Origin of the sequence: Tardiphaga sp. vice304, from assembly GCF_007018905.1 — a bacterium.
GTDB lineage: Bacteria > Pseudomonadota > Alphaproteobacteria > Rhizobiales > Xanthobacteraceae > Tardiphaga.
Genome location: NZ_CP041402.1, coordinates 3943701 through 3956242, shown reverse-complemented (window position 1 = coordinate 3956242; position 12542 = coordinate 3943701). Strand labels below are relative to the sequence as shown.

The 12542-nt window shown below is 64.2% G+C and carries 15 protein-coding genes and 1 tRNA gene; 10 read left to right on the top strand and 6 right to left on the bottom strand.

Annotated features, from left to right (window positions below):
- Position 1 precedes the first annotated feature (1 nt).
- Together FNL56_RS18865 and FNL56_RS18860 are read right to left on the bottom strand one after the other, a co-directional pair.
- Positions 2-943: an ABC transporter permease gene (locus tag FNL56_RS18865; RefSeq protein ID WP_143574522.1), complete on the bottom strand. Its 942-nt coding sequence runs from the start codon at positions 941-943 to the stop codon at positions 2-4.
- 205 nt (positions 944-1148) lie between these two features.
- Positions 1149-2282, bottom strand: coding sequence for a M20/M25/M40 family metallo-hydrolase (locus FNL56_RS18860; RefSeq protein WP_143574521.1), 1134 nt, complete (start codon positions 2280-2282; stop codon positions 1149-1151).
- 283 nt (positions 2283-2565) lie between these two features.
- On the opposite strand from FNL56_RS18860, the gene FNL56_RS18855 reads away from it, so the two are divergent.
- The 4 genes from FNL56_RS18855 to FNL56_RS18840 all read left to right on the top strand — a co-directional run bounded on the left by FNL56_RS18855 (position 2566) and on the right by FNL56_RS18840 (position 5207).
- A complete protein-coding gene (locus FNL56_RS18855; RefSeq protein WP_143574520.1) occupies positions 2566-4191 on the top strand; it encodes an ABC transporter substrate-binding protein in 1626 nt (541 codons plus the stop codon).
- Between the two features lie 171 nt (positions 4192-4362).
- On the top strand, positions 4363-4590 hold the full coding sequence (locus FNL56_RS18850) for a hypothetical protein (RefSeq protein ID WP_143574519.1): 228 nt from the start codon (positions 4363-4365) through the stop codon (positions 4588-4590).
- A gap of 68 nt (positions 4591-4658) precedes the next feature.
- Positions 4659-4745, top strand: a tRNA-Leu gene (locus tag FNL56_RS18845).
- A 75-nt stretch (positions 4746-4820) separates the two neighbouring features.
- Positions 4821-5207: a twin-arginine translocation pathway signal gene (locus FNL56_RS18840; RefSeq protein ID WP_143574518.1), complete on the top strand. Its 387-nt coding sequence runs from the start codon at positions 4821-4823 to the stop codon at positions 5205-5207.
- Between the two features lie 19 nt (positions 5208-5226).
- Here the strand turns inward: FNL56_RS18840 and FNL56_RS18835 are convergent, their stop codons facing one another.
- Positions 5227-6384, bottom strand: a complete 1158-nt coding sequence (locus FNL56_RS18835) for an FAD-dependent monooxygenase (RefSeq protein ID WP_143582236.1) — start codon at positions 6382-6384, stop codon at positions 5227-5229.
- A gap of 9 nt (positions 6385-6393) precedes the next feature.
- A complete protein-coding gene (locus tag FNL56_RS18830; RefSeq protein WP_143574516.1) occupies positions 6394-6639 on the bottom strand; it encodes a zinc-finger domain-containing protein in 246 nt (81 codons plus the stop codon).
- Positions 6640-6900: 261 nt separating this feature from the next.
- Here FNL56_RS18830 and FNL56_RS18825 point away from each other — a divergent pair, with 261 nt between their 5' ends.
- From FNL56_RS18825 to FNL56_RS18810, 4 genes are all read left to right on the top strand, one after another.
- A complete protein-coding gene (locus tag FNL56_RS18825) occupies positions 6901-8049 on the top strand; it encodes a hypothetical protein (protein WP_143582235.1) in 1149 nt (382 codons plus the stop codon).
- Between the two features lie 54 nt (positions 8050-8103).
- Entirely contained in the window at positions 8104-8856 is a 753-nt protein-coding gene (locus tag FNL56_RS18820) for an alpha/beta fold hydrolase (protein ID WP_143574514.1), read from the top strand.
- A gap of 220 nt (positions 8857-9076) precedes the next feature.
- Entirely contained in the window at positions 9077-9904 is an 828-nt protein-coding gene (cysE, locus tag FNL56_RS18815; protein ID WP_143574513.1) for a serine O-acetyltransferase, read from the top strand.
- 119 nt (positions 9905-10023) lie between these two features.
- Positions 10024-10242, top strand: coding sequence for a DUF3126 family protein (locus tag FNL56_RS18810; RefSeq protein ID WP_143574512.1), 219 nt, complete (start codon positions 10024-10026; stop codon positions 10240-10242).
- Between the two features lie 195 nt (positions 10243-10437).
- Here the strand turns inward: FNL56_RS18810 and FNL56_RS18805 are convergent, their stop codons facing one another.
- On the bottom strand, positions 10438-11148 hold the full coding sequence (locus FNL56_RS18805; protein WP_143574511.1) for a hypothetical protein: 711 nt from the start codon (positions 11146-11148) through the stop codon (positions 10438-10440).
- 204 nt (positions 11149-11352) lie between these two features.
- On the opposite strand from FNL56_RS18805, the gene FNL56_RS18800 reads away from it, so the two are divergent.
- Together FNL56_RS18800 and FNL56_RS18795 are read left to right on the top strand one after the other, a co-directional pair.
- Complete coding sequence (locus tag FNL56_RS18800; RefSeq protein WP_143574510.1) at positions 11353-11685, top strand: DUF6949 family protein; 333 nt, start codon at positions 11353-11355, stop codon at positions 11683-11685.
- 47 nt (positions 11686-11732) lie between these two features.
- A complete protein-coding gene (locus FNL56_RS18795) occupies positions 11733-12263 on the top strand; it encodes a gamma carbonic anhydrase family protein (protein ID WP_143574509.1) in 531 nt (176 codons plus the stop codon).
- Positions 12264-12335: 72 nt separating this feature from the next.
- Here the strand turns inward: FNL56_RS18795 and FNL56_RS27810 are convergent, their stop codons facing one another.
- A complete protein-coding gene (locus FNL56_RS27810; RefSeq protein WP_168202965.1) occupies positions 12336-12506 on the bottom strand; it encodes a hypothetical protein in 171 nt (56 codons plus the stop codon).
- Between the last annotated feature and the right edge of the window lie 36 nt (positions 12507-12542).

The window sequence follows — 12542 nt, the reverse complement described above, 5'->3', positions numbered from 1 at the left end:
CCTAGTAACGAATTCTGGGATCGAGCAGCGAATACGCAAGATCGATCAGCAAATTGACCAGGACGTAAATGCCGGAGGTCAGCAGGATCATCGCCTGGATCACGGGGAAGTCCCGCGCCAGGACCGCGTCCACCGTCAGCCGCCCGACGCCGGGCAGGTTGAACACGCTCTCGGTGACGACGACGCCGGAGATTAGCAGCGCAAAGCCGGTGCCGATCACGGTGATGACGGGCACGGCCGCATTGCGCAGCGCATGGCGCAGCAGAACGCCGGACTCGTTGATGCCCTTGGCGCGCGCGGTGCGGACATAGTCCTCATTGAGCACGCCGAGCATCGCGGCGCGGGTCATGCGGGCGATCAGCGCGACATAGATAAAGGACAGAGCGATCGTCGGCAGGACGATGCGTTCGAAGAACGGCCCGAATCCCTTGAAGATACTCCGGAAGCCCTGCACGGGGACCCAGCGCAATTCGATCGCGAAAATCTGGATCAGCACATACCCGATCACGAACACCGGGACCGAGAAGCCGATCACCGACAGTGCCATCACGAAGCGGTCGATCCAGGTGCCGTGCTTCCACGCCGCGATGACGCCGAGCGGCACGGCGACAAGAATCGATACCAGCATGACGCTCAATGCGACTGATATCGAGGGTTCGACGCGCTGGCCGATCATCTGCATCACCGGCACGTTGGAGATCAGCGAGGTGCCGAGATCGCCGTGCAGCAGCCGGCCGATCCAGGAAAAGAACTGTGTATAGAGCGGCTCGTTGAGGCCGAGCTGGGTGCGGATGCGATCGAGCTGTTCCGCCGTCGCATTATCGCCAGCGAGAATCGCTGCGGGATCGCCGGGCGTCAGCCGCAGCAACAGGAACACGAACAGCGCGACCACGCCCATGACGGGAATGGCGGCGAGAACGCGACGAATGAGGTAGCCAAGCATGGACGTTCCTAACAGGCGCAGGCCGACGTCGACGACGTCTGGCAGCGCGGGTTCGGAAGCGATTTGGGCTCGTTGCAGATATTTTTCATGGTTCTCACTGTCGAAACGGACTTTATGCAGCGGAGCAAGAGCTGTGCCAGTGTTTTAGCCTTGGATTGCCGTCCGTGCACCGCCTATGGCGCGCAGACTGCCTTTTCCTTGTGCATCAATCCAGCGTCGCCAGCAAACCGGCCATCAGGCGACCGCGCTGCACAAGGCTGTCGATTTCGATGTATTCGCCAAGCGTGTGCATGTCGGCGCCGACCACGCCCAGGCCGTCGAGTGTGGGGATACCCATCGCGCCGGTGAAATTACCGTCGGAGCCACCACCAGAGCTCTCATGGCCGAGATCGATTCCGAGATCCCGGCCGATGGCACGGGCTTTTTCGTACAGCGCCATCGTGCCGGCGTCGGGCTCCCAGACCGGGCGGGTCACGCCGCGCGTCACCTTGAAGGTCACGTCGTTGGTGGTGCCGTTCAGCGCCATCATGCGCTCGATGCCTTTGTCGAGATCGGCCTGGCGCTTGGCCATGCTCAGCGCCTCGCCGGTGCAGGACGAGGCAACGCAATTGACCCATCGTCCGCCATGCACGACGCCGACGCTGAAGGTACAATCCGGCCCGGTCATCTCGTCGATGGCGATGATCTGGCGGGCCATCTCGCGAATCGCGGAGCGTCCGTTGGACAACGTCGCGCCGGAATGGCTGGGCTTGCCGATGGCCTCGAGATTGAAGCGCGCGATCGCATAGCGGCCGGTGACGACGCCGCGGCCGCCGCGGCCGGCGGGCTCCGGCACCAACACATATTTGTTGCGCGCGGCTTCCGCCTCGATGATGTCGCGGGTCGACGGCGTGCCGACTTCCTCGTCCGGCGTGAACAGCACGGTGATCGGCAGCGGCGTGGTGAAGGACGCGCGGGCGAGCTGGCGGATCGCTTCGAGCGAGAGGTAATTGCCGCCCTTCATGTCGCAGATCGCGGGGCCGTAGCACTTCGATCCTTCGCGGCGCCAGTTCAGCTTCTCGATGGTGCCGACCGGATGCACGGTGTCCATGTGCCCCGCGATCAGAATGCCCGGCTCGCCGAATTTCGGATGCGGAAAGCGCGCGCGAACGCAGCCGCCGAATCCCTGGCGCCCTGCGATGCGCTCAACGGTCGCACCCATGATCGCCATGTCGCGCGCGGCAAGATCGAGCATGCTGTTGACGGCATTGGCGTCCCACGTCGGGCTTTCGCACTCGACCCAGACGCGCAGCCCTTGCAGCATCGCATCGACATCGAACGGCAGGTTGGCGGGATTCATCGGCAACTTCCTTGTGGATGAGAATATCACGCGTCGTCGCACGGGTTCGCGCGAAGCCGCACGCGAAGCCGTACGGCGAGGTCTAGCAGCACTGGATTTGAATTGGCAAATCGGCGGCGCGCGTGTGAAGTGCATTGCATCAATACCGCATTGACGTGCCGCGTGCTTGATGCAAGTCTTTGATGTCTAAAAGATAAAGACAGCGTGCCAACGCCGCCTAAAAATCTATCGCGTTGCATAATGAATCATCCACCGATGATGAGTTTCCAATCAGGAGAGACCGATGTCTTACATCTCACGCTGGCGGCAGTCCGCAGCGTTTTCCAAAGTGACGCTGTCCGGCGTGCTCGTCGCGGCTGCATTGGCACTGCCGGCGTTCTCGCTGCCGGCGCTGGCAGCCGGCAAGACCATCACCGCGGTGATGCATTCCGATCTGCGGGTCATCGATCCGGGCATCACCACGGCGTACATCACGCGCGATCATGGCTACATGGTTTACGACACCTTGCTGGCGATGGACGCGAACTTCAAAGTTCAGCCGCAGATGGCGAGCTTCAAGGTCTCTGACGACAAGCTGGTCTACACCTTCACGCTGCGCGATGGCCTGAAGTGGCATGACGGTCCGCCGGTTACGGGAGAAGATTGTGTTGCCTCGCTGAAGCGCTGGGGCAAGAATGACGGCATGGGCCAGAAGCTCATGGACTTCACCAAGAGCATCGAGGCGCCCGACGCCAAGACCATCGTGCTCACGCTCAAGGAACCCTACGGCCTGGTGATCGACTCGATTGCCAAGCCGTCGTCCCTGGTGCCCTTCATGATGCCGAAGCGTCTGGCCGAAACGCCCGCCGGCAAGTCGATCGCCGAGCAGATCGGCTCCGGTCCGTTCAAGTTCGTGCAGGCTGAATTCCAGCCCGGCGTGAAAGCGGTCTATGAGAAGAACAAGGACTACGTGCCGCGCTCCGAGCCCGCGAGCTGGGCCGCCGGCGGCAAGGTGGTCAAGGTCGATCGCGTCGAGTGGATCACGATGCCCGACGCGCAGACCGCGGTGAACGCCCTGCAGTCCGGCGACATCGACTTCATGGAGAACGGCCCCTACGATCTGCTGCCGGTTCTGTCCAAGGACAAGGAGCTCAAGATCGAGGTCCTCAATACGCTCGGATACCAGACGCTTGGCCGGATGAATTTCATTTATCCCCCGTTCGATAACGTCAAGGTTCGCCGCGCCGCGTTCCTGGCGATGAACCAGAAACCGGTGCTCGACGCGCTGGTGGGCAATCCCGAATACTACAAGATCTGCGGCGCGATGTTCGGCTGCGGCACGCCGAATGCGACGGACGCCGGTATGGAAACCGGAATCAAGGGCAGCGGCATGGCGGAAGCCAAGAAGGCGCTGGCCGAGTCCGGTTATGACGGAACCCCCGTCGTGATTATGGCGCCAACGGACGTCACGACGCTGAAGGCGCAGCCGATCGTGGCAGCCCAGCTGCTGCGCGATGCTGGCTTCAAGGTCGAGGTGCAGGCCACGGACTGGCAGACGGTGGTCACCCGCCGCGCCAGCCAGAAGCCCGTCAAGGAGGGCGGCTGGAACATGTTCTTCACCAACTGGGTCGTCGCGGACATTCTGAACCCGGTCTCCAACGTCTCGACGCAGGGCCGCGGCAAGACCGGCGGCTGGTTCGGCTGGTATGACGACGCCAAGATGGAAGAGCTGCGCGACAAGTACGCCCGCGCCGCGACGCCGGAAGAACAGAAAGCCGCCGCTGCGGAAGTGCAGGCCCGGGCGCTTGAACAGGTCGCGTATCTTCCGCTCGGCGAGTATCAGGTGCCGAGCGTATGGCGCACCTCGCTGACCGGCGTGTTGCCGGGCGCCGCTACCCCGGTGTTCTGGAACATCGACAAAAAGGACTGATCCGCGCCGCTTCGGCGGAGGATTGATCCTGCGGCTGCGCCGGCCCGAGCGATCGGGCCGGCGCAGTGCGTTTGGGACATGCGATGGAGCTATTTGCGGCGTCGCGGATTGGCTGTAGAAGCGTTGCCAAGATCGGGCATCGCTTTCCTCTGGTCCCGCACGAGACATCACATGACGAACAGCGGCAGCAAATACACCGCCACCACCTATGGCGAGCGCGTCGAACAGGCGATCGGGGCGGGCGACGTCGATGCCTTGATCGAATTCGCCTATGGCTATCCGTGCCGTTGCACCAAGCTGAAGGGCGAGCCGCTCTGCGTCTGCCAGATGCAGGCCAAGGCCTTGCGCGAAAAGGTCGTGCCGTTGCCGCTGTTCAGCGGCAAGATCGAGCGCACGTAAGGCTCGGCCGCCAGCAATTGAAAAACATGCGTTGACCCCGCTGCCGAAAAACGTGAAGTAGGCCCGGCGCGGACGTGGCGGAATTGGTAGACGCAAGGGACTTAAAATCCCTCGATGGCAACGTCGTGCGGGTTCGATTCCCGCCGTCCGCACCAAGCACCACCCCGGCCTCAATCCGGTCACCGGCCGGTGCTTTACGCAACCTCAACGTTGTCGGGGTACCAAACTGGATGATCGATTTACATTCCCCCTGGGTCGCACGCGCGGCCATCGTGGCGCTGGGCATCGGCCTGGCCGGATGTGCCGGCATTGGTGACAGCTTCATCTCCGGAGCCTTCGTCGATCCCGCCAAATATGAGCTTTACGACTGCAGCCAGCTCGACACCGAGCGCAAGACGATGGCCAGGCGCACCGCGGAGCTGCAGGGGCTGATCGACAAGGCGCGGACCGGCGCCGCAGGAACGGTGGTCGGCGAGGCGGTGTATCGCAATGATTACATCTCGGCGCGGGCGTCGGCGAAGCTGGCGGAAGAGGCCTGGCAGCGCAGCAAATGCACGGAGACCGCGCCGCCGATCCTGTCGCCGGCAGCCGCCGCGAAGCCGACACGGCCTCGCTAACGCCAGCAAACTCTTTCCTTCACGGCACCCAGTCATAGATCCAGTTCTGCCGGGCCTGCAGCGCCGGCGCGCCGAGCGCCCGCATCGCCAGATCGCGCGCCAGCGCCATCGGTCCCTGCAGATGATAGATCTGGCCGGATTGCCGCGCGGTGCGCTGCACCCTTCCGACCCGCGGCGCGCGCAGCGCCGCATAGCGCGCCAGCGCGGCCGGAACGGTCTCGGGCTCTCGAGCGGCATCCGCCAGGCATTGCGCCAGCACGGCGGCATCCTCGATCGCCATGCCGGCGCCCTGGGCGGCGAACGGCAGCATGGCATGGGCGGCGTCGCCGAGCAGGGCCACGGGGCCTGCGTTCCAGACGCCGCCATCGGGCAGTGTCGACAGCGGCCAGCGCCGCCATTCGGCGACGGCGCCGATCAAAGCCAGCGCCGGCGCCGGCCAGCGCGAAGCCCGGAAATGGTCCGCGATCTTGGTCGCGCTTGAGTCGGCGTCGTCGAGCCGGCCGGGCATGATGACGACCACATTGACCTGCTCGCCGGAGGACATCGGGTAGGCCACCAGATGCGCCCGCGGCCCCATCCACAATTGCACGCGGCGTGGCGGGAAGGCGCAGGGCAGGCGGCTGTTCTCGATAGAGCCGCGCCAGGCGACCTGTCCGGAGAAGGTCGGCTGCACGGCGGGAAACAATAGCTGCCGCACCTGTGAGCGGACCCCGTCGGCGCCGATCAGCGCCAGCCCCGGCGCCTCGCCGGGAATTTCCACGGAGCCGTCGTCAGCGATGCTGAAACCGCTGAACGGGTGGGCGAGTTGCAATTCAATCTGCGAATGATCCTGCACGGCGGCCAGTAAGGCGGCCTGCAGGTCGGCGCGGTGCATGACCCAATAGGATGCCGTGTCAGACGCGGCGAAGGGCAGGCGGCTCACTTCACCGCCGCTGCGCGCCGTCATGATGCTGACGGCCTCCGGCCTCGTTGCAACCCCCGCAAGGCGGGGGCCGAGGCCGAGCCCGATCAGCACGCGGCTGGCATTGGGCGACAATTGCAGCCCGGCACCGACCTCCTGCAGCCGCTCAGCCTTTTCGTGGATGCAGACCGAAAAGCCCCGCTCGGCCAGCGCCAGTGCGGCGGTCAGCCCGCCGATGCCGGCACCGGCGATGACGATGCGGCGCGATCCTGACACCGACCGGGATCAGGCGACCTTGTCTTTCAGCACGCATTCCGGCGGGCGAGCCTCGCCGGCGCCAAGGTCCGCTGCGAAGCGGTACAGGGTCGAGCAATAAGGGCAGATGATCTCGTTGTCGTTGCCGAGGTCGAGGAAGACGTGCGGATGGTCGAATGGCGGGTTGGCGCCGACGCACATGAATTCCTTCGAACCGATCTCGATGATCGGGACGCCGGCATCATTGTGGAAGTGCGGAACGACGTGGTCGGCCATCTTGATCTACCTCTGCTCGCAATGGCGGCGAACCAGTTGCCGCGCGCCATTCAGTGCGACGCACCATAGTGTCCCCCGAAGATGATTCCTAGGGAGCCGGAAGCAGCCCTGACCGTCGCCTGCGGGCCGACTGCAAGTCGGTGCGATGGAGCAAATTCGACACAATCCCGTTGGGTTAGAGAAGCCCTTCTTTCGTCGGGGCGGTTGTGTCTAAAAAACGGCATACCATCTCTGCTCGGGATGCATGATCAGGACTGGCGGATGCGATACCGGCTCGACACGGCACTGACGGGGGTTGCGGTCTGCGCGACCATCGGCCTGTTGCTGTTGCCGCAGGCCCGCGACGCCGGCGCCGTGCTGGTGGCGCAGGACGATCCCGTCGCGCTGGCCGACGCGCAGGTTTCGGCAGCCATGCGGACCGATCCCGGCGTGCTGGCTCGCAATATCGAAGAAGCGTTGGCCGCCAAGGATGCCGATCTGGCCAATAGCTTCGTCGAGCTCGCCGCCGCCAGGCAGGTACCTCTGTCCGCAGATGTGACCAAGCGTGTCGCTGACGCCGTCACCGAGCAGAACTCCGCGTCGAATTTCGCCGCCAAATTCGCCAGTGGTTTCGTGACCGGGCAGGCCGACGATATTGGCAGCATGTCCGGCACGGTCGCCGGCGACCTGTTCGTCTACGGCGACATTCGCGACGTCGTCCGCGAGGGCAAGCATCTGGCGATGGGCGAGGACGCCGATCATCTGATTCTCGGGCTGGCTGCCGCGGGGCTCGCCGTCACCGCGGCGACTTACGCCACCGTGGGCGGCGCCACGCCGGTGCGGGCAGGGCTGTCGCTGGTGAAGGACGCCCGCAAGGTCGGCCGGCTCGGCGAAGGACTGACGGCCTGGGTGGGACGCTCGGCTCGCACTATCGTCGATACGCCGGCGTTAACCGGTGCGCTGGCCGATGCCTCGATGCTGCGGCCGGGCAAGACCATCACCGCGGTCAAGGCCGCCTTTCGCGGCGACAAGGCCGGCGATCTGGTCAAGCTGGCGCAGGATGCCGGCCGCGTCGGCGAAAAAGCCGGCGTGCGCGGCGCGATGGATACGCTGCGCATCGCGCAGGGGCCGAAAGATGTCGCGCGCATCGCCAAGCTGGCCGAGAAAAATGGCGGCCAGACCCGCGCGATACTCAAGATGTTCGGTCGCGGCGCCATCCTGCTGGCGGTCGGCGCCTTCAACATGACGATGTGGGTATTCTGGGCATTGCTGACGCTGTTCGGCTTCGTCTGCTCGATCAAGGCGGCGACCGAGCGCGTCACTTGGTCGTGGCTGCAACGCTCCCGAGCACGCAAGGCGCGCCGCGTGCTGCAATCGCGCCATGAAATGGCCTTGCGACCGACTCTGGCGGCGGCCTCGCTGCACGGCTAAACTGTGCCTCCCGCCGACCACCCAACACCCTCACCATCATAAACGGAATATTGGATGCCGAGTTTTCACAACGGCGCTGTTGAGATTGCCTATCTCGATGAAGGCGAAGGCGAGCCGATCGTCCTCGTGCACGGCTTTGCCTCCAGCAAGAACGTCAACTGGGTGTATCCGACCTGGGTCTCCGAGCTGAAGAAACACGGCAAGCGGGTCATCGCGCTGGATCATCGCGGCCATGGCGAGTCCACCAAACTGTATGACCCCGAAGACTATCATCTCGGACTCATGGCCGGTGACGTCCGCGCGCTGATGGCGCATCTGGGGATCTACCGCGCCGACATGATGGGCTATTCGATGGGCGCGCGCATCACCGCGCTGCTGGCCGCGAACAATCCGGAACTGATCCGCAGCGCCATCATCGCCGGTCTGGGCATCGGCCTGGTGATCGGCGGCGGTCCCGGCGAGAATGTCGCGATAGCGTTGGAAGCCGATTCGCTCGACGACGTCAGCGATCCCGTCGGCCGCACCTTTCGCGCCTTCGCCGACCAGACCCGTTCCGATCGGCTGGCGCTCGCCGCCTGCATGCGCGGCTCGCGCCGGCTGATGACAAGGGAAGAAGCCGCCGACATCAAGGTACCGACCCTGATCGCGGTTGGCACCATCGACGAGATCGCCGGCTCCGCGCAGGAGCTGCAACAGTTGATCCCGGGCTCCGAAGTGCTCGACATCCCGAACCGCGACCACATGCGCGCGGTCGGCGACCGCGTCTACAAGGAAGGTGTGCTGGCGTTTCTGTCGCGCCGGCCCTGAGGCTGGCCGGCCACCCTTGAATTGGCCGGCCGACAGCCCATTTCGGAGGCAGGCCTTGCACGCAGGCAATTCGTGTCCGATTAGGGAATGCCTGCAGAGTCAACGGCTTGGAAGGTGTTCTCGGGTTGACTGATGTTTCATCCGGCCGCCTTGCGCTTCGCGACAGCGCCGCTGGTTGTGCTATACTGCACGACCAAAGACAGAGATTTGCGAGTCCATCATGGCCGTGCAGAGCGTTAATTCGCAGACGACGAAACTGGCAACGCTGGATCCGATCTGGGATCGGATCCGCGCCGAAGCTGAAGACATCGTGCAGCGTGAGCCGGAGCTGGCGTCGTTTTTGTATTCGACGGTGCTCAACCATACGCGCCTGGAAGACTCGGTGGTGCATCGTGTCGCCGAGCGGCTCGATCACTCTGCGCTGTCGGGCGACCTGATCCGCCAGACCTTCGACGAGGCGCTGCGCGACGAGCCGGATATCGGCAATGCGTTTCGTGCCGATCTGGTCGCGGTGTTCGACCGCGATCCGGCAACCACGCGCTTCATCGATCCGCTTTTGTACTTCAAGGGCTTTCACGCCATCCAGTGCCATCGCCTTGCGCACTGGCTGCTGAACAAGGGCCGCAAGGACTTTGCCTGGTACCTGCAGAGCCGGGCGTCCGCGGTGTTCCAGACCGACATCAATCCGGCCGCGAAGATCGGCCGCGGCATCTTCCTCGATCATGCCACCGGCTTCGTCGTCGGCGAGACCGCGGTGATCGAGGACGATGTCTCGATCTTGCACGGCGTCACGCTCGGCGGCACCGGCAAGGAGAACGAGGATCGCCATCCGAAGATTCGCCGCGGCGTGCTGATCGGTGCCGGCGCCAAGATTCTCGGCAATATCGAGGTCGGCCATTGCGCGCGCATCGCCGCGGGCTCGGTGGTCGTGAAGCCGGTGCCGCACAACGTCACCGTGGCCGGGGTGCCCGCCAAGATCGTCGGCGAGGCCGGCTGTGCCGAGCCGTCGCGCACCATGAACCAGATGCTCAACGCGACCGGGCTGTGATTTTCGCGCCGCCTTGAACGGCGCTGGTGATTTCTCGACAAACAGCCTAGCCGCGGGCGTCGTCTCGCATTAAAGCTTCGCCATCAGCCCACCCCCCATCAATTGCATTGGAGACACCTGTGGACGTTCAGGAAGTCAGAAAGCTCGACGCCTATCTCAAGCGCGTGTTCGGCAACCAGAAGCTCCGCGTCGTGCCGCGGCCCAAAAAGGACGACTCGGCCGAAGTTTATATCGGCGAGGAGTTCATCGGCGTGCTGTTCGTCGATGACGAGGACGAAGATCGCTCGTTTCAGTTCCAGATGGCGATCCTGGAAGAAGACCTCGTCGACAACGGCTGAGCCTTTTCCCCTCCCCCTTGCGGGGAGGGTGGCCGCGCGTAGCGCGGTCGGGTGGGGGTAGCCCCACGGAAAACCGGTGCGTGGGGCTACCCCCACCCCGGCCTCCACTTCCAACGATGCTGCGCATCGTTGTCGTTCGGCCGACACTCCCCGCAAGGGGGAGGGATGTTACGACCGCCGTCCGTTCCCCCAATGCTACCCCCGCGGACCCGCCAGCTGCGTCGTCAGCGTGTCCATCGCTTCGCCGACGTCGCGCCATTGCGCCAGCCATGCGCGCGGGAAGCGGAAGCTGAGATCGGCGCCGTTGATGCGGCGTTCGCTCAGGCACATGCCGGGCGTCTTGCCGTCGCGGGTGCAACGCGCCACCAGAGCGGACTCATTCCCGATAAACAGGTCTTCGTTGCTGTAGGGCGTGGCATCGCGAAATGGCCGCGTCGCCAGTCCGTCCTGCGGCGCCATGACCTGATCGCTGTAGCGCGGATAGATCGTGCGCAGCCGCGTCTCCGGCGACATCACGTCATGATGTGCCGAGATCGACAGGAAGATGCGGTCGATCGGCTGCGGTGCCTCCTCGAACGCCTCGACGCTGACATGGCGTGGCACGTCGGTGGCCTGCAGCGACGGATACAGATAGCTCAGATCGACGCGTTCCTGCGGGCCCGAGTGCTTCTGCACCTTGCGGCGAAACGCGTGGCTGTCGACGTTGAACAGCGTGCCGCCGACGCTGACCGGGATCCGGTCGGGATCGCCGGCGCGAGCGCTCTGCCAGGTCGGCCACAAGAGATAGCCGATCAGCGCGATCGCGCCGAACGCCAGTGCCGCGCCGATCATGACCGGAACGAGGTGGCTGCGGGACTTGCGGCGGCGTCGCCGTATCGGGGATTGGGTCGGATAGGTGAGGGTCATGGGTACGCAGGTAAGAGACAGAACCTGGCGCCAATCAACCGCAAAACCCCCAGCACAGGGTTAACGCCGGGGCGATTTATTCGCCAGGAGTGGTAGCCATGGATTGCACCAAGGTCGCGCATTAACCTTCCATTAAGGATGTCGTGGCGCAGAACCCTGGATTTTGCGATCAAGGCGCGTTGTCGTGTGTAGGAAAGATCCTCGATGTCGCCGCAAGCGTTGAATTCCCTGTTTGAGCTGTGCATCGGCTTCGCACTGGCGGGCCTGCTGACCAGCGGATATCAGGCGCTGCTTCAGCGCCCCGCCGGCTTCGCGCTGCTGCAGCATCGCGCCAGGCCCACGGCCTTCGCCGCCGTGCCATTCCTGGTGTTCGCCGCGCCCTTCATCATCATGCGCAACACGCTGCTCGGCCGCCGCGTGGTCCAGCAATATCGCATCCGGTTCGTGATGATGGCGACCGTGCTGGCCGGCTTCTGGAGCCTGATGTCCGGCACGTTCGTGGTCATGACGCTGCGGGCCCTGGGCCTGCTGGCATAATCGCTGCAATCCATGCCAAGGTCTCCCGAAAGGGAGAACAAGAAACCATGGCGATCTACGAACTCGACGGGCAGGGCCCCGAACTTCCCGCCGACGGCAATTTTTTTATCGCCGACAGCGCAGAGGTGATCGGCAAGATCCGTCTGAAAGCTGCCGCCAGCGTCTGGTTCGGCGCCGTACTGCGCGGCGACAATGAATGGATCGAGATCGGCGAGGGCTCCAACGTGCAGGACAACTGCACCTGCCACACCGACAAGGGATTCCCGCTGACCATCGGCACCAACTGCACGATCGGGCACAACGTCATCCTGCATGGCTGCACCATCGAGGACGGCGCGTTGATCGGCATGGGGTCGATCGTGATGAACGGCGCGGTGATCGGCCGCAACAGCGTGGTCGGTGCGGGCGCGGTGATCACCGAAGGAAAGCAGTTTCCGGAAAATTCGCTGATCATCGGCGCGCCCGCACGCGTCGTTCGTACGCTGTCGCCCGAGCAGATCGCTGCGATGGGCAGCGCCGCGAAATTCTACGCGGCGAATGGCCCGCGGTTCAAACAGGGCATGAAGAAAATCGGCTGACGGGATTTCTTATCATCGCCACGCGACAGGCGCGCTGCCGCGTGGCGACCGCATGATGAAGAAGCATGAGGGCTACGTGCCCTCCGACTCCTGAGCTTCCATGGCGACGGCTATGCGTTCGTGGCCGGCGCTCCATAATGCATGTTCCTGGCTGCCATCCTGATATGGATTGGCCTCGGCCGGAATTCCGTCGCGGGCGGCGCGCTCGCCTTCGTCAGTGGGGTCTCGTTCGGGATCGGTCATGGGATGCCTTCCTGTCACTCGGGTGGTCGGATCATT